The sequence below is a fragment of the Clostridium sp. OM05-9 genome, assembly GCF_003481465.1.
Taxonomy (GTDB): Bacteria; Bacillota; Clostridia; order Lachnospirales; family Lachnospiraceae; genus Coprococcus; species Coprococcus ammoniilyticus.
Window position 1 is genome coordinate 299,834 of sequence record NZ_QULF01000001.1, and the last position, 23,342, is coordinate 323,175.

At 38.1% G+C, this 23,342-nt stretch carries 23 protein-coding genes; 17 read left to right on the plus strand and 6 right to left on the minus strand.

Annotated elements, in window-relative coordinates; translation table 11 throughout:
* Positions 1-4: 4 nt before the first annotated feature.
* Both DXB77_RS01390 and DXB77_RS01395 read left to right on the plus strand, forming a co-directional pair.
* Positions 5-2,170: an ATP-binding protein gene (locus DXB77_RS01390; protein WP_118662501.1), complete on the plus strand. Its 2,166-nt coding sequence runs from the start codon at positions 5-7 to the stop codon at positions 2,168-2,170.
* A 10-nt stretch (positions 2,171-2,180) separates the two neighbouring features.
* Positions 2,181-3,140: a hypothetical protein gene (locus DXB77_RS01395; RefSeq protein ID WP_118662502.1), complete on the plus strand. Its 960-nt coding sequence runs from the start codon at positions 2,181-2,183 to the stop codon at positions 3,138-3,140.
* A 239-nt stretch (positions 3,141-3,379) separates the two neighbouring features.
* On the opposite strand, the gene DXB77_RS01400 is transcribed toward DXB77_RS01395, so the two are convergent.
* Both DXB77_RS01400 and DXB77_RS01405 read right to left on the minus strand, forming a co-directional pair.
* Positions 3,380-5,047, minus strand: a complete 1,668-nt coding sequence (locus tag DXB77_RS01400) for a hypothetical protein (protein WP_118662503.1) — start codon at positions 5,045-5,047, stop codon at positions 3,380-3,382.
* 101 nt (positions 5,048-5,148) lie between these two features.
* On the minus strand, positions 5,149-5,703 hold the full coding sequence (locus DXB77_RS01405) for a helix-turn-helix transcriptional regulator (RefSeq protein ID WP_118662504.1): 555 nt from the start codon (positions 5,701-5,703) through the stop codon (positions 5,149-5,151).
* Between the two features lie 184 nt (positions 5,704-5,887).
* Between DXB77_RS01405 and DXB77_RS01410 the strand changes: the two genes are divergently transcribed.
* From DXB77_RS01410 to DXB77_RS01435, 6 genes are all read left to right on the plus strand, one after another.
* Complete coding sequence (locus tag DXB77_RS01410; protein ID WP_118662505.1) at positions 5,888-6,082, plus strand: ICEBs1 excisionase; 195 nt, start codon at positions 5,888-5,890, stop codon at positions 6,080-6,082.
* Between the two features lie 6 nt (positions 6,083-6,088).
* Positions 6,089-7,003 (plus strand): site-specific integrase, encoded by a 915-nt coding sequence (locus tag DXB77_RS01415; RefSeq protein ID WP_118662506.1) that lies wholly within the window; start codon positions 6,089-6,091, stop codon positions 7,001-7,003.
* A gap of 398 nt (positions 7,004-7,401) precedes the next feature.
* On the plus strand, positions 7,402-7,785 hold the full coding sequence (locus tag DXB77_RS01420; RefSeq protein WP_118662507.1) for a C-GCAxxG-C-C family protein: 384 nt from the start codon (positions 7,402-7,404) through the stop codon (positions 7,783-7,785).
* 23 nt (positions 7,786-7,808) lie between these two features.
* Positions 7,809-8,042: a hypothetical protein gene (locus DXB77_RS01425; RefSeq protein ID WP_118662508.1), complete on the plus strand. Its 234-nt coding sequence runs from the start codon at positions 7,809-7,811 to the stop codon at positions 8,040-8,042.
* Positions 8,043-8,237: 195 nt separating this feature from the next.
* A complete protein-coding gene (locus DXB77_RS01430; RefSeq protein ID WP_118662509.1) occupies positions 8,238-9,518 on the plus strand; it encodes a hypothetical protein in 1,281 nt (426 codons plus the stop codon).
* A 158-nt stretch (positions 9,519-9,676) separates the two neighbouring features.
* Positions 9,677-9,955 carry a hypothetical protein gene (locus DXB77_RS01435; RefSeq protein WP_117807100.1) on the plus strand — a complete coding sequence of 93 codons (279 nt, stop codon included), beginning with the start codon at positions 9,677-9,679 and terminating at the stop codon, positions 9,953-9,955.
* Positions 9,956-10,345: 390 nt separating this feature from the next.
* On the opposite strand, the gene DXB77_RS01440 is transcribed toward DXB77_RS01435, so the two are convergent.
* Positions 10,346-11,578, minus strand: coding sequence for an HD domain-containing protein (locus DXB77_RS01440; RefSeq protein WP_118662510.1), 1,233 nt, complete (start codon positions 11,576-11,578; stop codon positions 10,346-10,348).
* 81 nt (positions 11,579-11,659) lie between these two features.
* Positions 11,660-13,033 carry an MATE family efflux transporter gene (locus DXB77_RS01445; protein WP_118662511.1) on the minus strand — a complete coding sequence of 458 codons (1,374 nt, stop codon included), beginning with the start codon at positions 13,031-13,033 and terminating at the stop codon, positions 11,660-11,662.
* A 339-nt stretch (positions 13,034-13,372) separates the two neighbouring features.
* On the opposite strand from DXB77_RS01445, the gene DXB77_RS01450 reads away from it, so the two are divergent.
* Genes DXB77_RS01450 through DXB77_RS01465 form a run of 4 tightly spaced genes read left to right on the plus strand, consistent with a single transcriptional unit; the run spans position 13,373 to position 16,275 of the window.
* Positions 13,373-14,416: a lysylphosphatidylglycerol synthase transmembrane domain-containing protein gene (locus tag DXB77_RS01450; protein WP_118484378.1), complete on the plus strand. Its 1,044-nt coding sequence runs from the start codon at positions 13,373-13,375 to the stop codon at positions 14,414-14,416.
* Positions 14,410-15,030: a CDP-alcohol phosphatidyltransferase family protein gene (locus tag DXB77_RS01455; RefSeq protein WP_008399837.1), complete on the plus strand. Its 621-nt coding sequence runs from the start codon at positions 14,410-14,412 to the stop codon at positions 15,028-15,030. Before DXB77_RS01450 ends, DXB77_RS01455 begins: the two co-directional genes overlap by 7 nt.
* 21 nt (positions 15,031-15,051) lie before the next feature.
* Entirely contained in the window at positions 15,052-15,939 is an 888-nt protein-coding gene (locus tag DXB77_RS01460; protein WP_118662512.1) for a phosphatidylserine decarboxylase, read from the plus strand.
* A 45-nt stretch (positions 15,940-15,984) separates the two neighbouring features.
* Positions 15,985-16,275, plus strand: coding sequence for a hypothetical protein (locus DXB77_RS01465; RefSeq protein ID WP_118662513.1), 291 nt, complete (start codon positions 15,985-15,987; stop codon positions 16,273-16,275).
* 131 nt (positions 16,276-16,406) lie between these two features.
* Here the strand turns inward: DXB77_RS01465 and DXB77_RS01470 are convergent, their stop codons facing one another.
* Positions 16,407-17,729: a sodium-dependent transporter gene (locus tag DXB77_RS01470; protein ID WP_117807108.1), complete on the minus strand. Its 1,323-nt coding sequence runs from the start codon at positions 17,727-17,729 to the stop codon at positions 16,407-16,409.
* Between the two features lie 229 nt (positions 17,730-17,958).
* Here DXB77_RS01470 and metF point away from each other — a divergent pair, with 229 nt between their 5' ends.
* The 5 genes from metF to mutY all read left to right on the plus strand — a co-directional run bounded on the left by metF (position 17,959) and on the right by mutY (position 22,539).
* Positions 17,959-18,828, plus strand: coding sequence for a methylenetetrahydrofolate reductase [NAD(P)H] (gene metF, locus DXB77_RS01475; RefSeq protein ID WP_021943305.1), 870 nt, complete (start codon positions 17,959-17,961; stop codon positions 18,826-18,828).
* Between the two features lie 627 nt (positions 18,829-19,455).
* On the plus strand, positions 19,456-20,430 hold the full coding sequence (gene bsh / locus DXB77_RS01480; RefSeq protein WP_118662514.1) for a choloylglycine hydrolase: 975 nt from the start codon (positions 19,456-19,458) through the stop codon (positions 20,428-20,430).
* Between the two features lie 73 nt (positions 20,431-20,503).
* The gene (locus DXB77_RS01485; protein ID WP_118662515.1) at positions 20,504-21,130 is read left to right on the plus strand and encodes a metallophosphoesterase; all 627 of its coding nucleotides are present in this window, start codon (positions 20,504-20,506) and stop codon (positions 21,128-21,130) included.
* A 6-nt stretch (positions 21,131-21,136) separates the two neighbouring features.
* Positions 21,137-21,376 carry a hypothetical protein gene (locus tag DXB77_RS01490; protein WP_008399828.1) on the plus strand — a complete coding sequence of 80 codons (240 nt, stop codon included), beginning with the start codon at positions 21,137-21,139 and terminating at the stop codon, positions 21,374-21,376.
* Positions 21,377-21,486: 110 nt separating this feature from the next.
* Entirely contained in the window at positions 21,487-22,539 is a 1,053-nt protein-coding gene (gene mutY / locus DXB77_RS01495; protein WP_243100125.1) for an A/G-specific adenine glycosylase, read from the plus strand.
* Here the strand turns inward: mutY and DXB77_RS01500 are convergent.
* Entirely contained in the window at positions 22,522-23,328 is an 807-nt protein-coding gene (locus DXB77_RS01500) for a LytTR family DNA-binding domain-containing protein (protein ID WP_118662516.1), read from the minus strand. The genes mutY and DXB77_RS01500 overlap by 18 nt on opposite strands.
* Positions 23,329-23,342 lie beyond the last annotated feature (14 nt).

A 23,342-nucleotide genomic window follows, 5' to 3' on the forward strand; every position in this document is an offset into this window, starting at 1 on the left:
GTATATGGTTACAGACATAGAAAAGAATGAAATTAATAATAGAAATACGAGTGATGCTATTTATTTTAATTTCTCATATGCAGCATTAAAGCTTTTGGGTAAAAATTTGTACAACAATGCAGCTAATGCTATATCGGAATTAGTTGCAAATGGTTTGGATGCAAAGGCAAAAAATGTGTATGTGTACATTGATATGTCTGATAAGGAGCATTCAATTATAGAAATCATAGATGATGGAATCGGAATGGACTACGCAGATTTAGCTCGGAAATATGTGTGGATTGGAAGAAATAAAAGAAATGATGCTGATTTGCTTGAAGATGAAAAAAAGAATGTAATGGGAAGAAAAGGAATTGGCAAATTAGCAGCATTGTATTTATCAAATAATTATTATATTCTGACAAAAAAGGAAGCTGTTGAAAAGGTGGATCAATGGGAAATAAACCTATCAGCATATAACGATTCAGATTTTCCTAAACTTGATCGAGTTGCTGAAAAGATTTGTTTAGTGAATAATAGTATATGGGAAAAGAATAATCATGGAACAGCAATTGTGTTGAATAATGTAGACTTGAGGAGAAATGGTACAAAAAGAATAGAGGCTTTAAAAAGAGTATTTGCAGATTTCTATTTGGTTGATGAGTTATCGTCAAGCATATATGTAGCTGTGAAGACTAATAAAAGTGAAAAAATAACATTTGAAAAAGTGGATAAGTTTGTTGCTTTTAAGAACTTTTATGCAATATATGATAATACAACTAAATGTCAATATAAAAAACTCAATGAAAAAATAGCCTTTTCATGGCTATCAAAGTATCCGCATATTGCAAATAAGAAAAGAGAAACTATAATTTGGCAGGGAGATGATTTTAAGCATAGAGGGAAAAAATACTTTAAAACTGAAAGTGGAGATTTAATTGAGAAAGAGTACGAGTTGACTGGCTGGATTGGAGTGCACGCTACAATAGAATCTAAGAATGCTTTGGATGAGAAGTTTATAAGAAATGATATATATCAACCAAATAGATTAAGAATTTATGTGCGAAATAAGTTGGCAGTGGCTGACTTTTTTGAAATGCATCCAAGTACCCAGGTATCAGCTAATTATGTTGAGGGCGATATTACATTTAATATATTAGATGATGATGATTTGCCAGATATTGCAACATCAAGTCGTCAAGATTTTCTGGATGATGAGCGTGTAGAGTTATTGATATCTATTTTGGATCCTATAGTAAATGCAATGTTTAAAGCGAGAACTGAAATAGGTCAAAAAATTAGAAGCGAAAACGAAGAATACGAAAAATATTTAAAGAAACAAGAAGAAGAAAAACGTAAAAAGGAGGAAGAAGCTCGTAAAAAGGCAGAAGAACAAGCAAGGGAAGCAGAACAAAAACAGAAAGAGGCTGAACAAAACAAGAAAGAAGCAGAAGAAAAGCAAAAAAAGGCAGAAGAAAGAGCGGAAAAAGAACGGCAAAGAGCCCGATATATACTGAATGTAAGTGGTGTTGAGGACAAAAATATTATGAATTCTATACACAGTATATATAATATGTCAAATCGAGTAAAAGAGAATTTGGATGATTTGAGTGAAGTGGTTCAGCATTCGGATAAAGGAATGAAGAAATTGGAAAAGGCAGTAATGTCGAATCAGAGAATTTTATCCGTGTCCAAAATTATTTCAAAAGCGGGGATGATTGTAGATAATAATGATGCTTCAAAGCAGGTTCAATTAAATTTATTTATAAGTGAATATGCAAATGATGTTCTTTCATGTATTTATGATAAAAGTGATATAGATATTGAATGCAATGTTGATGCGGATTCTGAGTATACAATAAAATTAAAGCCTTTATCGTTTATTATGATGATGGACAATATTGTTGGAAATGCAATAAAAGCCAATGCAACCAAACTTAGAATAGTTGTTGATGACAAAACAAAGGAATATCACATAATTAAGTTTATTGATAATGGAGACGGCATTGATAAGTCCATAGATGACATTGGTAGCCTATTCGAATTTGGCGTTACCACAACTAATGGTTCAGGATTGGGATTATTTTATGCAAAAAAATATATGAATGATTTAAAAGGAGAAATAGAGATAGTACCGAATGAAGATAAAGGGATTTCGGTAGTGTTAAAATTTAATAAACAAAAGAAATGAGGAAAAGAATATGCTACGAGATTTGACATATAAGGTCATTGTAATTGACGATGATCCAGATTTGTATGAAGATTATATTGAAGAGATAGAAGCTACACTTAAAGATCAGGGATATTTATTAGAACATGATAGATATGAGGAAATAGATGAATTGGAAGAAAACTCATTAGAAGATGTTGATCTTTTCTTGGTAGATCTCAAATTTGGAAACGAAGATAAAGGACCGGAATTTATATCTAAGATTAGAGAAAATTACTTTACGGATATTCTGTTCTATTCATCGGATTCTAAAGCGATAATTGAAAGCCGTTCAAAGGGAGAATATGAAGGTGTATTTTTTGCTATAAGAGATGAAAATAAGAATGAAATAAAAGATAGAATTAAACAATTAATTGATAAAATGATAAAGCGTTCTAATACACCTCTGGCTTCTAGGGGATTAGTATTAGGATGTATAGCGGAATTAGATAATATAGTTAAAGATAAAATTCATTCGCTACTTATGAAAATCGGTCCGCAACAAACTGAAAAATTGCTGAATGATTGTACAAAGCTTTATTTTAATTCATATAGTGGAAATTCAGATAAAATTAAAGAATTTTTTGGGACTGATTTTCATAAAGGGAAATTGCAGTGGTGTGAGGTTAAAGAAAAATATAATAAATATGATGTTTCAAACTTGGTAGAAAATGTAGCAATTACGGATTCAAATAAAAACTTTCGAGTTTTACTTAAAACCTATGAGGCACTTAATGGTAAAGATGATACATATAATATTATAAAAGATTTTATAGAACTGCTTTCAGATAGGAATATCTTTGCACATGTTCGTGAAGAAAAAAATGATGTCGGGCAGTATCAATTTAAAAAGCTAAATAATGACGAGTATTTGGTTTTGTCAGATGAAAAATGTATTGAATTGAGAACTAGCATTATAAAGTATTATGAATTAATCAGCGGTATTATGTGACAACAAAATGACAATACAATCTTTCAAAAATCCACATAACAGGTAGAATCAAAACAAAACTCCTTTGCTTCTGCCACTAAAACCAATGAAAAACACTACACAGCAACTTTGCAAAGAGGAGTTTGAATAAAGGGTTAAATCCCTACAAAGCCTGTATTTATGGGCTTTGTAGGGATTTTTTAGATGGTATTGGGTACGATTTGTGTACAAAATTTTATTTTGATAAATGTATAGCTTTATCAAGCGTCCGTATAACGTGGGGTATTAAAAATAAAGTTAGGGGTACAGTCTTCGTATAGTTCAATGCCTAATGTTGTCATAATAAGGTATGTAATGTCAAAGTATAGACAGCTATCATAACATCGTGTCCTTTTATTATCAAGTCTTCCAAGTGTAAGTGTTTTACAAGAATCGTTTGCGGCTATAAAATGTTCATCAGGAATCTTATTATAATCTGATATTAATACAATATTTGTATATTTAGTTCCATCATTGTAAAAATAATTTTTTTCTGAAATAACATGTTTAAAGATGGAGGTAAGAAAATTATCATAGTCTTCATCAACCTTTTTTGAATAAATGCATAATTCACCATTGGGACATTGAAAACCTAATCCGTCATACTTAGATAATAAAAAAGTGGTATTTGCATTATAAATGGGATCGTCCTTTGAGAAAATGAAATTCACTGGTATTTGATAATCTGGTCTATGTATATCACATTGAACTAATATGAGCTGTAGGAATTTAGGTAATTCAAATTTTCGATCAATGTATTGTGGATAGAGCTGATATACTTCTTTTATTGCTTGGTTTAGAAAATTAAAGTCAATTATAATTACAGAATCGCATTCATATTTTCCTGAATAGCCAGTAGGTATTGCTTGAACGGAATTTCGTTTTTCATCAATTTTTGTTTCTATATATGACCAATCATTCTGAGGGCAATAATCTAAAATTCCATTAATAAAGTTGCAGATATAAAGTTGAAGCTCTCTTAAAACCAAATCAATTTTATAACTTTCGAAGATTAGTGATTCAAGACTTTGACCATTATGTATAATATTTGTTCGTAAACCAATTTCCTTTCCATGTTCGTCTTTTTTTGACGTCAAGTATTTAAAACGTTCGCAGATGAAATTGTATTGTGAAAAGCTGTCTGCGGAATAAGGGGCAATTTGTGCTTTGTTTTTTTGCATTTTTTGATATTCAAATGGATTACCTAAATAATCTATGAGAGTCATTGCTTGCATAAATTTATTGGTAGCTGTAGGTAAATATAGAATATCGGAATATAGTCTAAATGCGTGCTTTATTATATTGGATATAATGGTATTGTTTTTATATAAAGATGAAAATATATAATCTATTGATGGCTTCATAAGAGAAACATTAACATTTAATGAATTGCCGAGTGTTTGGCTGGTTACATAGTTTTTCCCAGAAATAAAAGTAGCAGCTTGCATTGCAATAGAAAATAACAAAAAACCACATAGATTTCCTTTTATGTATCCTGCACGTTGTGGTAAATTGGAAACTTTATCGAAATTTGAATAAATATATCTAAATACATTTATAATTTCTTCTGCTTGGTTTAGAGCCTTTTTCATGAGTTCATCTTTAACACTTGGAAAAAGGCTTCCAGTAATAATCATTTGAGGTGCAACTATTGGAAATGTAATTATAGCTGCATCATAAAAATTGTCTTTTATTTCTTGAAAAGAAAAGTCATATCTAGAACCTTGAATAACAGAAGTATCCAAAGTATGTTTGGGATAGATATTTATGTTACCATTTATGACATATTTTTCACTTATATTGAAATCTTTAATAGGAACTAGAACTACAGCCATGGTGGGATCCAAAAAACTATAATCACTAGCAATTGAGTATAACGATTGTTCCATAATATTATTTCCTCCATATAAAGATAAAACTTATATTTTATGTGCAAATAAAATATATCTGCACAATATACTTGGGGTATAGCGTTTCGGTAAGAAGTTGTTTAGTTTTTGCTAATATTCGGATTCAATCCCATCTTATCCATAACCTCATCATGTGCCTTCTGAATCTTAAGCCGTTCCTGCCATGGTTCCGATTCCGGATAAATATCCATCCAGAGGTTAAAGTCTGCCTCCGCTTTCAGCAGAGCTTCCCCACGCTTCTTAACATCTTTTATTTCATTACATTTCTCAACTTCTTCCATATATTCTTCATATCGGTCTAACCATGATCGCATCAAAGATAATGTTCCAAAGCTGATTCCAACCATATCATTTCCATCTTTATCCTGGTATTCAAAGAGATGTCCGGCGTATTGCCGGAATATCTGAAAAAGTCTGTGTATGGCTTTTATACCATCAAAATTAGAATTTGCCAGCACTTCGGGATTGACAGATAAAGCGTCTGCTATTTTTTCAAGGGATGATGGCTTGGGATTTCTTCTGCCTCTTTCATAGGCACGAATGTAGGCTTCACTTGCTCCAACCATTTCTCCTAATTGTCTTTGAGTAAGATTACGTTCTTGCCGAATATGTCTTATGTTTTCCCCGGTGGTCATAACAACATGCCTCCTGCTCTAAAGCTATATTTTTGTGAAACTGTTTAACATCATATATAGGATAACACACAAGAACAAAAAAATAAAGCAAAAAGATATTGATGCGAAACAAAAGTTACGATATTATAAAAGCGCAACAAAATGATACTGTGCAGAAGCAAATACAAGAATAGGAGGAACCAATATGAACGAAAAAATCTATTACAGTGCGGAGAACATTGCAAAGATGCTTGGTGTGAGTATGGGGAAAGCCTACAAAATCCTTAGAGAAATGAATAAGGATTTGGCAAGTAAAGGATTTCTCACAATCGCCGGGAAAATTCCGGTGGAGTATTTTAAGGGAAAATGGTACGGAGGAGCAAAGGAGGTAAGTGCATGAGCTGCAATGCAAAGAAAGATCCCCAATGGTACGTGGCGGATACAATATCGTTGGACAGATTGGACGGGAACCAAAAAGAAATCACAAAAAAGAGGTTTTAAGACCAAGAAAGAAGCAGAAGAATGGTACGCACATTTCATGTTGCAGCAATCATCTGATCCGACGATGACACTGGTGGACTTTTGGGAGATTTATAAGGCGGATATGGAAAAGTGCTTACGAAAAACTACAATGAAGCAAAAAGAGTATGTAATGAATGACAAGGTGCTACCATATTTCGGAAAGACGCCAATTAATGAAATCACAGCTTCCATGATACGCAAATGGCAGGGAGAAATGATGGAAAAAGGTTTTAAGACCACATATCTGAAAACAATACATAATCAGCTTAGTGCGATTTTGAATTATGCAGTAAATTTCTATGATTTGCGTTCCAATCCCTGTCGTAAAGCCGGAAGTATGGGAAAGAGTAAAGCGGATGAAAGACCGTATTGGACGCTGGAGGAGTTTCAGAAGTTTTCAGATGCGATTATGGATAAGCAAGATTCATGGATTGCCTTTCAGATTTTATTTTGGACAGGTATGCGGATAGGAGAATTGCTGGCGTTACAAGTGAAAGATATTGATTTTGAGCAGGGAACCATAACTGTTGACGAATCTTTGACGAGGCTTGATGGAGAGGATCTGATTACGGCACCAAAGACGGAAAGCTCGGTTCGTGTGATTACGATACATAAGGAATTGCAGGAGGAACTTAAGGAATATATTGCGACATTGTATCATGTGAGACCGGGAACACGTCTTTTTGCTGGACGGACAAAGAGCTTCTTTGAGTACGAAATGGAGCGTGGAATAAAGATGTCGGGAGTAAAGAAAATTACAGTTCATTGTATTCGTCACAGTCATGCAACGATTGTATGAAAGAACACACACTGAGGCTGAGCTTCTGGCGGGTTAAAATGGGAAAAGTTTCTCATTTTAATTTGTACTAAATCTTGACATAGGACCAGACGTATCCTTCGATACAGCCGAAATTGATAGAAAAGTATTTGCAGAAGAAATGAGCAAATGGTGAAGTGAAAAAGATTTTTTCAGATTTTGAGGAGCAGATCATTACCTGCGATATGGATGCAGATTGTATAGTTTCTGAAAATGATGAAAAAGTATTTGCGATGGTATTTGTATCTTGTATAATAATTTTACAATGATATTTTTAATTCAGCAGATAATTTTTACCGAAAAGTATGCTGCTCATTAAAAACAATGGCAAATGGGTATTTTTATATCCAGATATACAAATGATAAACAGGAGGTTTTTTATGGATAAACACGTAGAAAAAGCAATGCAGTTAAGAAGTAATGCGATGTGCCCGAACTGCGCGGAAACGATAATGATGACCTATGCAGATGAGCTTGGTTTGTCGGAGAGCCAGATGAAGGCACTTGGTACAAATTTTGGCGGAGGAATGAAGTCAGGCAGTACATGTGGAGCTGTGACAGGTGCGCTGATGGTGCTTGGTGCATTGGGAATTTCAGATCCGCATATTGTAGGAGAGTTCCAGAGAAAAATGAAAGAGAATCATAATGGTATGATTAATTGCTTTGATCTGTTAAGGGCAAATGCACAGGCGGGTGGTCAGAAGAAACCGCACTGTGACGGCATGATCAAAGAAGCCATTGAACTAATAGAAGAATATAGGTAATACCCTGGGAGGAGAAACATTATATGAGAGGAAAAAGAGGACTTTTAACAGGCTTAGTTATTTTATTGGTATTTGGTATATTTGCGTTTCAAGGGGTAGATATAGAAGCATATGCCAAAGAAACAACTTCGAAATGGACGGTAACTACGAGTAAAAAAACTTATGCTTATACAGGAAAGAAAATTAAACCTAAAGTTACAGTAAAGTATAAGGGGAAGAAATTAAAACCGAAGAATTATAAGATTACATATCCTTAAAATCCGGTCAAACCGGGTAAATATAAAATCAAAGTAACCTTAAAAGGCAAATATAAAGGTAAAAAAATAAAAGGAAGTAAGACGATAGAATATAGTGTAGCACTTCCCACTATAAAAGGCTTAAAAAGCACATTTTACAGAAACGATACTTACGGTGATAAGTTATATTTCAATTGGGATATGAATAATGCTACTATGAAAATGGATGGATATGAGCTTGAGGTAAGAAACAATGGAACCATAGGGGATAAGGTTACGAAAAGAAAGATAGAAACTTATTATGGCGGCTTCTATCTATATGTTAGTGAATATGAAATAACATATACATTTCGCGTACGCACCTATAAAAAAATAGGCGGAAAAACATATTATTCCAAGTGGTCAAAAGTAACGAAAAAGATACCGCTACCTGATTATCATATGACGACTAAAACAGTAAACGGAATAGATCTTGCTTACAAAACGGATGAGTTTCCTTTCTTTCAATATACAAGTTATGCGAATTATAATGATGAAGCAAACAGGACTTCAAAGGATTTTGCACAGTGCTATTTTCCGATCTTTATTAAACAGAAGTTGAAAAATGATGTTGTAATTCATACAGAGTATAATGGAAAATGTGGATTTAACAGTTTTTCAAATACACAATATATCCCAGACAGAAAAAATGTCCAGGTAGCGACAAACATATCGGTGGTATATTATGATGAAATGCCGGTGGGAGACAAAATGCAGCAGACGCTTTATAAGCAAGGATATATTGGGTATATACTTGTAAATGTAAGCTGTCTGCTGGATAAAAAACAATCGGTAGATGTGTATTTTGGTGATACGAAGGTTGTAACATTGGTGTCGAATGGATTTTCAAATTCTGTAGAATATAACCGTAAAAAATATTGGGAATATGATCCGTTTTTAGAGCCTGTGTATAACTATGATAGAGAGGTGCGTTTGAAAGGTATTTTAAAAGATGTTGCCCAATGCGCACCCGATATGACAGATTATGAAACATATACAGCACTTAATTATTGGATCAGTAGTCATAGTTATTCAGAGTATACATGCTGGGGTGCGGCGACGGTAGCAAATGCCATGACAGAACTTGGTTATCCCTATATAATATTATTCTGTTCATATGATGGGGAAAATGGTCTTTATAATGATTATAGCCGGTATTATTCTGCTGCAAGTAAAAAGCCGCATAATGCAAGTGGACATATGGTGACACTGATTTTTATGGGGCAGGGTAAGTTTGTAGAATGTGAGGTTCAGGGGTATGCATCGGACAGTTCAGAATTTAAGTTTGATCCTACGGGTTGGCATAAACCAACTTATAGTACATTAACTTCTGCATCATGTAAGTTCGCTTTGAATGAATATAATACGATCGAAGAGTTAATGAAGGGTGATTATTATGTAGATATCAACAAGTATGATCCATATGACTGGCATACATGGCCCGCTCATTTAGAGTAATAGTGCAAATAGATAAAAGTACTTGCATATTTATCTGCATTTATATATAATGGAAAAACATCGAAAATAATTGAAAAGACAAGGTATATATTAGGACGAGGCTAAAAGTCTGTCCGGATATATACCTTTTTTATATTATTTTCAATGGAGGTGCTGATATGGCATACAAATTTACAGAAAAAAGAAACAACATTCAGGAACAGACCACATATGTGCTCTACATGATCGTCAGCAGTTATTTTCACAAAAGCATCTGTAATTCCCGAACATTGGAGACATCGTTGTATCTTCATTATCTGGAGATGCCGAAGAGCCAGCAGGAAAATCTGGAGAAGCAGGTGATCCGAAGATCGGAACAGGATCTTGGGGAAGTCATGTCTGTGCTTTCTCAGATGAATTGTGAGGTCGTGTTTACCCACAGGGATAACCGATACTAACAGTTGCTTTATTAGGTAGTATATTGATGATGCTTGTTGGTACAATGATAAAACTTAGTATATCGATAGAGGACAAAACACGGTATGAATTTGTTATTTACGATAAAGAATATGTTGTTCTTTCATCATCAGGCGATTAAATTTTAGTTGTTCCGTTCCAGATAGATAATAATGGCGGCTACATATTTAATACAAAAGAGTATATGTTTAAAGATTCTTATAGTGGGGTAAATGAATATAAAAATATAGAAAGATGTCCTAAAATAGTGAAGAATGCAAATTGAAGTATTAAATATAGATAAAAGGAGAAGAAAGATATCATAAAAATGGCAGAAATTTGGATTTTATACCCTTGTTCCCCACCCATGAGGGAACAAGGTATGAAATTTATCAGGAAATAGTGTCAAAATATCCTATATAATTTACATTATATTTCCCATTTGGAAACAGATAGTGATATAGATCAACAAAATAATCATCTGTCATACTGGCAATAAAATCAACTACGATGTCATTCGGATCACTATTCCAGTATTCATCTATGAAAGTATTTACATTAAAATAGCGGGAAGCCTTATTGGCTGTTCGCAGATATTCAATATGGTGTTTGTACAGAATAGAGTTTTTATCATGGTTTTTTGCTTGTTTTAATAGTTCTGTATAAAGTTCATAAAACATTGGTCTGACATTATTTGTGTACATAGTCTCAATTTTAGGATCACCATATATCCATTCATAGTTTTCTTTTTTGGCGAGGGAAAAAGCTTCATAGATTTCTTCGTCCATGCTGATGTATGATTTTCCATAACTGTTTTCTATAATACTGACAGTCATGTTATTAATAATTTCTGCATTTGTAGTGCCAATAGCTCCGGAGGAGAATGGAGGCTGTTCTGGAACAAGTCCAATCTTGGCTGCATCCTGCCGATCCTTTCCGATATATGCAATAATATCACTGATACGCATAATACACCCTTCTAAAGTTGATGGGATTTGTTTTTTATTTGCAGTGATGTCGGTATAGCAGCTTTCAACATTTCTATCAAATTCAGCAAAAGTATTCAGTTTTTTAGGGGTATATTCCTGTTGTTCCATTTCACCATTATGACAAAGAATTCCGTCCAGGACCTGTAAGCTGACATTTCGGCACACCAGTTTATCCAGAACCCGGACACTTTGGACATTATGATTAAATAAGCGGCTTGTATTTTCTGAATATAATTCATTCAGGAAACGTTCTCCTGCATGACCGAAAGGGGTATGTCCGATATCATGACCAAGTGAAATCGCTTCGATAAGATCTAGATTAAGATTGAGACTTGCGCCGATTGTGCGTGCAATTCTTGAAACTAACTGTACATGAAGTGCACGGCGGGAGACATCATCGTTTTTATAGCAGGATAGAACCTGCGTTTTATCTGAATATCGATTGTAATAATTATTATGTAGGATTTTTTCGACGTCCATTACAAAAGCAGGACGCCAGAGTTTTGGATTGTCATGATTCGCATATCGCCTGATGATCTGTGTATCTTTACATGCGTATGGATTTTCTGTATGTTTTATGCGGTCTTCTTTGATCCGTTCAGAAATTTCATTGGATAGTGAATGATATTGACTCATATGTTACCCTCCCTTTAATAATATATGTATACAATATACCAGAAATTTGACAGACAAAAAAGTATTTAATTTAATAATTTATTACAGATTTTGATGGGTGGAAGCAAAATTCCTCTCCACCTTCTTCATATGTCTTACATACACGATAAACAGTGCGCATCCGGTAAATATCCATGAAGCCGCATATACATTCAGCAGCCAGTCAAATGTTGAACGCAGGCGGAAGACTGTTCCAAGCCAGATCAAGCGGAAAACAACCGTTCCTAAGATGGTGAAGATTGCAGGTTCCACTGATTTGCCCATACCACGGAGAGCGGCACTTTCAACCTCGTAAGTAGTGGTTAGACCTTCCAATGAGCAGACATGATACATACGGATCAAAGCATAGGCAGCGACTGCTGTACTTTTTGTGTAGATTCCGACGAAAAAGTCACTCCATACGATAAAGATAACTGCGAGAATCTCTGTGAAGACAATGCCAAACAGCATATTTAACCAGAACACCTTCTTGCAGCGTTTGATGTTTCCTGCGCCATAGTTCTGGCTGGTGAAGGTGACCGTTGCCTGTGCAAATGCATTTGCAATGTCATAGGTAAAATATTCAAAATTAAGTGCAAGAGAAGAACCTGCAATCGCAAATTTGCCAAATGAATTAATACCACTCTGGATAAAAACATTTGAGATCGAGAAAATGGTTCCCTGGATACCGGATGGAATACCGATCTGAAGGATCTTGCGCAGATACGAGCGTACAATCTTCATCCGGTTGAACCGAAATGCAAATTCATCATCTCTGCGGTAAAGGTATACCATGACCATAACAGCACTGATAACATTAGAGATTACAGTGGAAATGGCAACACCGGCAACACCCAGATGAAAGCAGATGACGAGGATCAGATTCAGGATGACATTTACGATACCGGAGATGATAAGATAGAACATTGGTCGTCTGGTATCACCGAAGCTTCGCAGAATGGCAGCTCCAAAATTATAAACGGTCATAAACGGAATGCTTAAGAAATAGATGCGGATATATAACAGTGCTTCGGCAAGAACACCGGACGGAGTACCGGATAGTTCCAGAATGATCCGGGCAGAGGCAAAGCCGAGGATCATAAGCCCAAGTCCGAGAATTGTGCCAAATGTCAGGATCGTATGTACCATATCGTTGATCTTGTCGCGCTGTTTTTGACCGATCAGATTAGCGAGGACGGCATTTGGTCCCACAGCCAGACCGACGATCAGGTTGACAAAGATGCCGACCAGAGCCACACAGCTTCCGACTGCAGCGAGCGCATTATCTCCGGCAAATCTGCCGACAACAGCGACATCTGCGGAGTTGAATAATTGCTGTAAAATGCTGCTGAATGCAAGCGGCAGTGAAAAAAGGATCAGCTTGCCAACCAATCCCCCGTTTAACATATCCATTTCTTTTGACTTTATCGTTTTCATATCTATAATCCCAAAGTAGTATTTTCAAATAAATTTTTTCAAACATTAGAAGCAGAATCTATTTAAACACTATCGACAAATGTCGTCAAGATTGGATTATAAAAAATACGTTTTTCTGTAATGTTTTTCAGTTGTGTTGTCATATAAGCGATGGAAGGTGAATAAGGAATTAAAAACACTTTGCAATACAACATTAAATATTATTAATGTGATATTAATGTCAGATTTAACATTTTTTTCAAACGTTGTGATATACTGAAACAGATATTGGCAAAGATATGGTAAAGAAACAGTAAAAATGCTTCGTGCATAAAGAAGTGGAACTGGAAATGAGGGATTATGGAGAGTAAGAAAAAATGGATATTTAATATAATATTTTTGCTTCTGATCTTTGCAGCAACCCTTTATGGTGTGTTTCATGGCAAGGATATGGGGCGGATCATCGAAATAATTAAAACTGTGAACCCGTTTTGGTTGATTCCCGGCGTTATCTGTGTAATAATCTTCATATGGGGAGAATCTATCATTATTCATTATCTGATGCATTCACTAGGTATAAAGGTAAAGAAATGGATCTGCTTTTTATTTTCATCCGTTGGCTTTTTCTTTAGCTGCATTACTCCGTCTGCATCGGGCGGTCAGCCGGCACAGGTTTACTATATGAAGAAAGAAGATATACCGATTCCGATCTCAACGATGGTATTGTTGATCATAACCATTATCTACAAGATGGTACTGGTACTGCTTGGTGTTGCATTGGTGATCTTCGGGCAGGGATTTATACATCGGTATTTATCGGATGCAATCTTCTGGTTTTATCTCGGACTGGGATTAAATGTGGTGTGTGTAGCGATTATGGTTGTATTTGCATTTCATCCGAATTTTGCAAAGTCAATTATGATCAAAGGGCATATTTTGTTAGAAAGAATCCATATATTAAAACATAGAAAGTCAAGAGCAAAGAAGCTGGTTCAGTCGATGGATCAGTATCGGGGGGCTGCTGTTTATTTGCAGGAAAATAAAAAGGTGCTGATCGTTGTATTTCTTATTACGATGGTGCAGCGGTTTGCGTTGTTTGCAGCAACCTGGTTCGTATATCTTGCATTTGGATTAAAAGGAACATCGGCGTTTACCGTGATACTTCTTCAGGGATCGATCGCGGTTGCAGTTGATATGTTGCCGCTTCCGGGCGGAATGGGAATCAGTGAGAAGATATTCCTTGATATCTTCCTTCCGGTATTTGGAAGTATGCTTCTCCTTCCGGGTATGGTATTGTCCCGTGGCCTGGGGTATTATACGGAACTGATCCTCAGTGCGATATTTACGATTGTTGCAAATTTTACTATTGGAAGAAAAAAGAAAAGTGTGGTAGAGAAATGTTAGGTGTTTATGATTATACAGTAATTCTTACATATATCAGTCTGATGGTGTCCATCGGTGGTATGTTATTTTCGTTAAATGGCGACTGCCGGATGGCGCTTGTATGTCTGGCAATTTCCGGTTTGTGCGATATGTTTGACGGCAAGGTTGCACGGACAAAGAAAGATCGTACAGAGGTTGAAAAACGATTTGGAATCCAGATTGATTCTCTGGCGGATATTGTCTGCTTTGGAGTTTCACCGGCAATCCTTTGCTACCGCATGGGAATGCGTGGATTGACTGGTGTTGCGATCCTGTTATTCTATGTGCTGGCAGGTCTCATCCGTCTGGCATGGTTCAATGTTTCTGAGGAAGTCAGACAGGATGAGACAGAGGAAAAACGTAAATATTATCAGGGACTTCCGATCACATCTATGGCTGTGCTTTTGCCACTTCTGGCAGTATTTAAGCCGATGCTTGGCAAGCGGGAATTCATGCTTAGCCTTCATGCGTTGGTACTGTTGGTCGGTTTGCTGTTTATTACAAATTTCAAATTCCGTAAACCAAAGAACCGCACACTGGCGATCATCGTTGGCGTTGTAACGCTGGCGGTACTTCGAATGCTCCATATATGGTAGGAGAAGATTGGAGAAAAGAAAATGAGTATCATATATATAGATCGAAAAGGACATAAAAGACAGGGCGAGACCGGTCAGGATCGCCTGCTTGCATTTATCTATGGACATGCAGTGACGAGGTGTCTGATCCGTCCCTTTCTGTCACCGGTAGTGTCCCGCATAGGCGGGGCATTTTTGGATACCCGGATTTCAGGACTGGCAGTTCCGGGGTTTGTAAAGAAGAATGGCATTGATCTGTCCTTATATGAGAAACAGATATTTGATTCATATAATGATTTTTTCACTCGAAAGATCAGAGCAGAAGAACGACCGGTTAATCCGGATGCAAATGCGCTGGTCAGCCCAAGTGATGGAAAGGTCAGTGTGTATAAGATCCATGAAAATGGACATTTTCTTATTAAACACACCGGGTATACATTGGAACAGTTGTTGCAGGACAAGAAGCTGGCTAAGCGATATCTGGACGGACATATTTATGTGATCCGATTGACGGTAGATGATTATCACAGGTATTGCTATGCAGCAGATGGAAGAAAATCCGAACAGCGTAAGATAGCAGGAATTCTGCATACGGTGAACCCGGTTGCAAATGATGTCTGTCCGATCTACAAGATGAATTCCAGAGAGTTTTGTCTGATAAAGACGGAGCAGTTTGGAACGCTTCTTCAGATGGAAGTCGGGGCATTGATGGTTGGTAAGATCAGTAATAATCAGCAAGGCTTGGGATTTGTTCATAAGGGTGTTGAAAAAGGACGATTTGAATTCGGCGGTTCAACGATCATTCTGTTGACACAGAAGAATGTCGTGATACCGGATCAGGATTTATTGGAACATACCGGATCAGGAATGGAAACACTGGTGAAAATGGGAGAGCAGATCGGACGATCAGCGAACCGTTTGGATGCATAATTGGATATGCAGATATATATCGAAAGAATAGTCAGGTGATCATAAATGAAACCAAGATCAGAAGCAAGTAAAAACCTATATCAGATGATGCTTGACCGGGGCTATCCGGTGGAATTCTGCGAGGTTATAACACAGAATCTGAATACAGATTTTACAGCCGGTCGTATGATCGGCTATTTGTCACATTATCAGACCCTTCCTATGGAGGAGGTCGTAGATGAGATGCTCGCGATCCTCACAGACCGCAACCGCATCATGCAGAAAAAAGAACTGGAGCGTAACAACGCCAAGTGGAATGAATACCTGGCAAATGGCATTCCTAATGACGGGGAGTAATGCCGAGATTCAGATATTTTATATTTATAATAATACCCCTATTGATATAACATGAACGAGAAATCGTAGTGTGTTATTCAATAGGGGTATTGTTATAAATAGAAGTATCTGAATCTCGCATTATCCCTGTTTTAGCCGATTCCGCCTAATGCGATTCCAAGTATTAAAACCAGAATGCAGATAGGGCAATAGACATATTTACAGATTGGCAGGAATTTGTCTGTGAACTTCTTTTCACGTCCAAGGTTTACCTGCTCCTCTACATATTTCTTACCGCATACCCAGAAGAACATGATTCCGGCAAGTCCTGCACCAAGCGGGCAGATATAGATGGACAGAACATCCATCCAGCCGGATACGATTCCCTGAATACAGATGGATACGATCACGCCGATTCCTGCGATCACACCACAGGATAATTTACGATTTAATCCAAGCTTTTCCTGAATCGTTGCGATCGGAGCTTCGTACAGATTGATCAATGAGGACAAGCCTGCAAAGAATACTGCAACGAAGAAGATCATGGCGATGATATGTCCGCCCGGCATAGATTTGAACAGGGCAGGCAGATAGATGAACATAAGTCCCGGACCACCCTGGTCTAACTGCGCACCGGTCGTTGCCATAACCGGAATGATAACGAGGGCTGCAAGTAACGCAGCGATCGTATCAAATAAAGCAACCTGTCCGGCAGCTTCCGGTATATTTTCTTCGTCCGGCAGATAAGAGCCATAGATCAGTGTCCCATTTCCTGCAACAGACAGGGAGAAAAATGCCTGGCCAAGTGCGTAGATCCATGTCTTTGGATCGGCGAGAACCTTTGGCTCGATCCGAAAGATATATTTATATCCTTCGGCAGCACCCGGCTGGCAGGCGGTATAGATCGCAAGAATGATAAACAGGATAAAGAACAGAGGCATCAGGATCTTATTTGCCTTTTCGATTCCGTTTCCGATACCAAACATCAGAATGATAATGCCGACAGCGAGTGCAATGATCTGCCACAGGTTATTGCCGAATGCAGAAGCGGTTGAGCCAAATGCGGCACCAAAGGATTCTACATTTTCCGGTGCAAGTGTTGAACCGGTAAATGCACCGATCATATATTTTAAGATCCAGCCCATTACGACAGTATAGCCGATCGCCATGGCAAGTGCGCCAAGTACCGGTATAAAACCAAGAAGTTCGCCAAGTTTTTGTTTACCCTTTGTTCCACAGGCATAGCCGAAAGCGTCGACCGGACCGGATTTGGTAGCACGTCCGAAACTCATTTCGCCGATCACACCGGTGAATCCGATCAGGATAACGAATATGAAGTAAGGGATCAGATAAGAGCCTCCGCCATAGAGGGATACTCTGGTTGGGAACATCCAGATATTACCCATGCCGACCGCTGAGCCGATACAGGCGAGGACAAATCCCCATTTGTTGTTAAATGATTCACGTTTTTTCATCTTTTGATAACTCCTCCAAACAAATTACATACCCATATACTATACAGGAAAATGTGGGATTACGCCAGCAAACTTTTCGAAAGTTTTCATGGTATGGCAGAAAAGAATGTTGTTATTGTCATATTATCGTAGAATTTATATAATGAAAAAGGATGAGAAAATTCTCTGGGATGCACGAATTATCCCAACTGCAGATATACAAAAGAGATGAAATGACAGGAGGAAATACATGAAGATAAGAGATATTATAGGGCAGGAGAAAGCAACATTGTCATTTGAGGTTTTTCCACCGAAGAAGGATACAGATTTTGCAAGTGTGGAAGCTGCGGCACTTGGAATTGCGGCATTACGGCCGAGTTATATGAGTGTTACATATGGGGCGGGTGGCAGCACAAAAGGACATACGATCAAGCTTGCAAATGAGATTCAAGAAAAATACGGAGTTCCGACGATTGCGCATCTGACCTGTGTATGCGCAAATAAAGACAGCATCCGGACAGCACTTTCTGAAATGAAAAATGCAGGGATTGAAAATATCCTGGCACTTCGTGGGGATATTCCAAAGAATTATGATGGACAGGTATTTACTGATTTTGCTCACGCATCGGAGCTGGTAAAATTAATAAAAGAGAGCGGAGACTTCTGTGTGGGCGGAGCTTGTTATCCGGAGGTTCATCCGGATTCTGCAAACAAGCAGGATGATATTGCAAACCTGAAAAAGAAAGTGGAAGCGGGATGTGAATATCTGACTACACAGATGTTTTTTGATAACAATATTTTCTTTAATTTCATGTATCGTATCAGAGAAGCTGGGATTGCTGTGCCGGTGATTCCGGGAATTATGCCGATCACGAAGCGGGTTCAGGTGAAAAATGCCGTCAAATTATCCGGCTGCAATGTGCCGGAACGTTTCAAGAATATTGTTGACCGGTTTGGAGATACCGAAGCTGCAATGAAGCAGGCAGGTATTGCTTATGCGACTGATCAGATCATAGATCTTCTGGCAAATGGCGTAAAGCACATTCATGTATATTCCATGAACAAGCCGGAGGTGGCAGCAGGAATTCAGGCAAATCTGTCTGATATTTTGCTGGTTTAAAAGATGTACGATTTTTTGTGCATATAAAACTGTAATATAAAGCCATAAACGGGTTGACTGTATAAAAAATACAGGAAATTCAAAGAAAATCGGAACTTTATAGGACAGAACAAATGTACAGGAGATCGGAATTATGATAAAAGGATATTTTGTAACGGAAGGTTATATGGGATATGTAGATGGAAGATACCAGCTTTTTGCGGATGAAACAGATTATATTGAATACATGGAAGAATAGAATCTGGAAGCGTCATTCTTGCAGAGACATTTCTGTATAATCAGCTACTCACTATATATAACTCGCTGTGGTTTCTATTCCATGCACATGCCTGATTCGTAAATGCTCCTGTGCAACTCGCCTTCGGCTCATACAAGCACTCGCATTTACTGGCAATGTGCATGTCATAACGAAATCCTCGCTGATGTTATATTATAGTGAATAGCTGGTTATACGGAAATGCTTTTGCAAGAATGCCGCTTTTTATAATTCTTTTATAATTGAACCATTGTTTTATGCGAATGCTAATAGTAACATGTGTAGTATATGAAAATAATAAGAATATAATTTTGAACTTGATGAGTGCAAGATTGCAAAATTGAGAAAACAGGAAAGGATGATGGTTATAGATGTGTACAGCAGCGACGTATAAAACGAAGGATTTTTATTTTGGCAGAACGTTAGATTATGAATTTTCTTATGGGGATGAGATTACGGTGGCGCCGAGAAAGTTCCCGTTTGAGTTTCGTCATATGGGAAAGAGGAATTCACATTATGCGATCATTGGCATGGCGCATGTGGCAGGTGGGTATCCGCTTTATTATGATGCGATCAATGAAAAGGGTGTCGGTATGGCGGGACTTAATTTTGTTGGAAATGCAGTTTATCAGGCAGTAGAAGCTGGCAGGGATAATGTTGCACAGTTTGAATTTATCCCGTGGATACTTGGACAGTGTGCGGATCTGGACGAGGTACGGGCATTGCTTGACCGGATGAATCTGGTCGGAACACCTTTCAGCGAACAGCTTCCATCGGCACAGTTACACTGGATCATAGCAGATCGAAATGCTGCGATCACAGTTGAGTGTATGGCGGATGGAATGCATATACATGAGAATCCGGTCGGAGTTCTCACGAACAATCCACCATTTGAGACACAGATGTTTTTATTGAATAATTATCAGGGCTTATCTCCGAAGCAGCCGGAAAATACTTTCGCAGAGCAGCTGCAGTTACAGTCTTACAGCAGGGGCATGGGTGCACTTGGTTTGCCGGGTGATCTGTCGTCAGCGTCACGATTTGCGAAGGTCGCATTTACAAAAATGAATTCGAAATCCGGTGACAGCGAGGCAGAGAGTATCAGCCAGTTCTTCCATATTCTCGGATCGGTCGATCAGCAGCGTGGATGCTGTGAAGTGGCAGATGGCAAATATGAGATCACACTCTATACTTCCTGCTGTAATGCAGATAAAGGAATTTATTATTATACAACATACGACAACCACCAGATCACAGGTGTGGATATGTACCATTGTGATCTGGATGGCTCCGAGCTTTTTAGATATCCACTGGTTCAGGGAGAACAGATCCACTGGATGAATTGATATACCTATTTGGTAGAATGTAAACTGGTGAGAGGAAAAATGTCATAAGGACATTGCGAGGTGAAAACACAGAATGAATTATTATATCAGTGATCTGCATTTCTGCTGTGCCAGCCAGCTTTCAGGCAGCGGAAGCGGATATGACGAAAGAGAATATAAGACACTGGAAGAAATGCATACCGATATGCTTGCCAGATGGAACCGGAAGGTGACAAACGGAGATACGGTCTATATTCTTGGCGACATCAGTAAGCGGGGAAAAAGTGAAGAATTGATTGCACTCGTTGCGCAGTTAAAAGGACATAAGATTCTTGTGCATGGGAACCATGATGATCTGTCAGATTACAGGCTCCGGCAGTTATTCGAGGAGGTCTGTAATTACAAAGAGATTACAGACAACATTCGAGGAAATGCATATAAGCTGGTGCTTTGTCATTATCCGATCCTGTTCTGGAATGGTCAGCATAGAGGGAATATCCTGTTGTATGGGCATACACACCAATCCCCGGAGGATGTGTTTTTTCAGGACTGCATAAAGCGGCTGAATGAACGCAAGGATCTTCATGAGGAAGACCAGGATTTTCTGGCGATCAATGTCGGGTGTATGCAACCGTATATGAATTATGAGCCACAGTCATTGAAGGAACTGTTAGAAGCAAGAGAAATCGAGATCCCGGAAAAAAAGAAAAAAGGAAGGTAATTTCAGATGAAAAGTACATTAATTAAAGATACAACAAAATCAGAACGAATTGCACTTGTAAAACAGTGGGAGGAAGAAGAAGGCTGTGAGAATTCCGGTATGAATTTGATGGAATATTTCAGAGATTACATTGATGGCAAGAAAGAAATTGCAGAAGTAAATGCTGCATTTCGCACAAATTATGTAGTAGAAACACCGGAAACAGAAGAAAAACCTATGTGTGGTATGGGCGGAAGAAGATTTTAAGTATATAATTATTCTTATCAAAATGACCGGAACGGCAAAAAAATAAAAAATTGCCGCTCTGGTCATTGATAGAAATAAAATACAAAAACGCAACAGGATGGAATGAGCTTATGCAGAATATATATAAGCAGATCGCGGACAATTTGATCGCATGGTATCCGGAGCATGCCAGAGATCTTCCATGGAGAAAAGATAAAGAACCGTATCATGTATGGTTGTCGGAGATCATGCTGCAGCAGACGAGAGTGGAAGCAGTAAAAGAATATTACAGAACATTTTTGCAGGAGCTTCCGACGATTGAGGCGCTGGCAGAGGTAGATGATGACCGCCTGATGAAACTTTGGGAAGGACTTGGATATTATAACCGTGCAAGAAATCTGAAAAAGGCAGCAGGAGAAGTGGTGATAGAATGGCAGGGAAACTTCCCTGCAGAATACGATGAGATCCTGAGCCTGCCGGGAATCGGAGAATATACGGCGGGAGCAATCGGCTCGATCTGCTTTGATCTGCCCACTCCTGCAGTGGACGGAAATGTCCTCCGGGTATATACCAGAGTGATGGAAGATCCGTCAAATATCGACAAGCAGGCAGTAAAGAAGAAAATCCGGGAGGAGCTTCTGCAGGTGTACCAGTATGGACATTGCGATATGCTGACACAGAGTCTGATGGAGGTTGGAGCAACAATCTGTCTGCCAAATGGTGCGCCAAAATGTGAGGTATGTCCACTACAGGAATTGTGTAAAGCTCATAAGCATGATTCCTGGCAGCAGTATCCGGTTCGTGAAGCAAAGAAGAAACGGAAAGTGGAAGAAAAAGCGGTGCTGATGCTTCGGTATGAAGATAAGGTTGCGATACGGAAGCGGACAGAGAAAGGGTTGTTACATGGATTGTGGGAATTTCCGAATCTTCCCGGAAGCTACAGCACACAGGAGATCCTTTCGTATGTAACGTCAAAAAATCTCCACCCAAAAGAAATCTGGATGGAGACAACATATACACATATTTTTTCCCATGTAGAATGGCATATGAAAGCCTTTTATATGGAATGTATGGAACAGCAGGCGAAAGATCTTCGTTGGGTTACATTAGAAGAGCTGAAGCAGGAGATTGCGATTCCGTCAGCATTTGCACCGTTTAAAGATCTTTTAAATTCCGGTGTCTGATGACCGGGCGTTAATAAAATCCAGAAGCAGACGTTTTACCTGAGTATATTTCTTTTCCGGGATTGGGATTACAAAGCCATCGGACATTGTAAGTTTAAAACGTTCAATTGATGATGCGAAATCAGGATTGATCAAATAACTCTGGTGGCAACGCAGGAAATAATCCGGGAAGCGTTTTTCCAGAGAAATCAGACTTTCTGTAATCTCGTAGGAATTGGAGGTTGTATGGATATTGGAGTGTCTGCCATGGGATTCTATGTACAGGATCTGATTCCGATTCAGAAAAAGCAGAGATTTATCTGTACCCTTAAACGACAAACGTTCCGAGCGGGATACGCCGGCAAGCGGCATTCCGCGGAATTTGGAATCGTAATGCACCGGATAGATGGTATCTCGTTCATCGTAAGAGATAGCATTTGAGATATGGCAGAGCCGAATCTGAGGAACTCCGTTGTTCATGATCCAGGACAGATGAATCCTCTGATTAACCCGATTCATGCTGTTATCAGGCCATATCGTATCAACCATAAAGAACATAATGATCTCAACTACCCGGTTGCTGGTCGTAGCAAGAGGAGTAATAACCAGATCATGAAGAACAAATTTTAATTCGTGCTGTTCAGACAGAAATGTGTTGACCAGTACTTTTTTTGTGCGAATCACCTGTTTTTCGGCAGGACCGATCCACAGAATATCTTCATGGCATGCATCGAGAAATGGCGTAATGTTGTTGTCATAATATTGTGTCAATATCTCGCCTGAAAGAGAAACAAAATCCTGAATTGTCATGGGGTGCTCCCTTC

Excerpts from the sequence above, each read along its gene's own strand:
- DXB77_RS01390 (WP_118662501.1), top strand. The coding sequence starts at position 5 with ATGGTTACAGACATAGAAAAGAATGAAATTAATAATAGAAATACGAGT.
- DXB77_RS01395 (WP_118662502.1), top strand. The coding sequence starts at position 2,181 with ATGCTACGAGATTTGACATATAAGGTCATTGTAATTGACGATGATCCA.
- DXB77_RS01400 (WP_118662503.1), bottom strand. The coding sequence starts at position 5,047 with ATGGAACAATCGTTATACTCAATTGCTAGTGATTATAGTTTTTTGGAT.
- DXB77_RS01405 (WP_118662504.1), bottom strand. The coding sequence starts at position 5,703 with ATGACCACCGGGGAAAACATAAGACATATTCGGCAAGAACGTAATCTT.
- DXB77_RS01410 (WP_118662505.1), top strand. The coding sequence starts at position 5,888 with ATGAACGAAAAAATCTATTACAGTGCGGAGAACATTGCAAAGATGCTT.
- DXB77_RS01415 (WP_118662506.1), top strand. The coding sequence starts at position 6,089 with ATGCAAAGAAAGATCCCCAATGGTACGTGGCGGATACAATATCGTTGG.
- DXB77_RS01420 (WP_118662507.1), top strand. The coding sequence starts at position 7,402 with ATGGATAAACACGTAGAAAAAGCAATGCAGTTAAGAAGTAATGCGATG.
- DXB77_RS01425 (WP_118662508.1), top strand. The coding sequence starts at position 7,809 with ATGAGAGGAAAAAGAGGACTTTTAACAGGCTTAGTTATTTTATTGGTA.
- DXB77_RS01430 (WP_118662509.1), top strand. The coding sequence starts at position 8,238 with ATGAAAATGGATGGATATGAGCTTGAGGTAAGAAACAATGGAACCATA.
- DXB77_RS01435 (WP_117807100.1), top strand. The coding sequence starts at position 9,677 with ATGGCATACAAATTTACAGAAAAAAGAAACAACATTCAGGAACAGACC.
- DXB77_RS01440 (WP_118662510.1), bottom strand. The coding sequence starts at position 11,578 with ATGAGTCAATATCATTCACTATCCAATGAAATTTCTGAACGGATCAAA.
- DXB77_RS01445 (WP_118662511.1), bottom strand. The coding sequence starts at position 13,033 with ATGAAAACGATAAAGTCAAAAGAAATGGATATGTTAAACGGGGGATTG.
- DXB77_RS01450 (WP_118484378.1), top strand. The coding sequence starts at position 13,373 with ATGGAGAGTAAGAAAAAATGGATATTTAATATAATATTTTTGCTTCTG.
- DXB77_RS01455 (WP_008399837.1), top strand. The coding sequence starts at position 14,410 with ATGTTAGGTGTTTATGATTATACAGTAATTCTTACATATATCAGTCTG.
- DXB77_RS01460 (WP_118662512.1), top strand. The coding sequence starts at position 15,052 with ATGAGTATCATATATATAGATCGAAAAGGACATAAAAGACAGGGCGAG.
- DXB77_RS01465 (WP_118662513.1), top strand. The coding sequence starts at position 15,985 with ATGAAACCAAGATCAGAAGCAAGTAAAAACCTATATCAGATGATGCTT.
- DXB77_RS01470 (WP_117807108.1), bottom strand. The coding sequence starts at position 17,729 with ATGAAAAAACGTGAATCATTTAACAACAAATGGGGATTTGTCCTCGCC.
- metF (WP_021943305.1), top strand. The coding sequence starts at position 17,959 with ATGAAGATAAGAGATATTATAGGGCAGGAGAAAGCAACATTGTCATTT.
- bsh (WP_118662514.1), top strand. The coding sequence starts at position 19,456 with ATGTGTACAGCAGCGACGTATAAAACGAAGGATTTTTATTTTGGCAGA.
- DXB77_RS01485 (WP_118662515.1), top strand. The coding sequence starts at position 20,504 with ATGAATTATTATATCAGTGATCTGCATTTCTGCTGTGCCAGCCAGCTT.
- DXB77_RS01490 (WP_008399828.1), top strand. The coding sequence starts at position 21,137 with ATGAAAAGTACATTAATTAAAGATACAACAAAATCAGAACGAATTGCA.
- mutY (WP_243100125.1), top strand. The coding sequence starts at position 21,487 with ATGCAGAATATATATAAGCAGATCGCGGACAATTTGATCGCATGGTAT.
- DXB77_RS01500 (WP_118662516.1), bottom strand. The coding sequence starts at position 23,328 with ATGACAATTCAGGATTTTGTTTCTCTTTCAGGCGAGATATTGACACAA.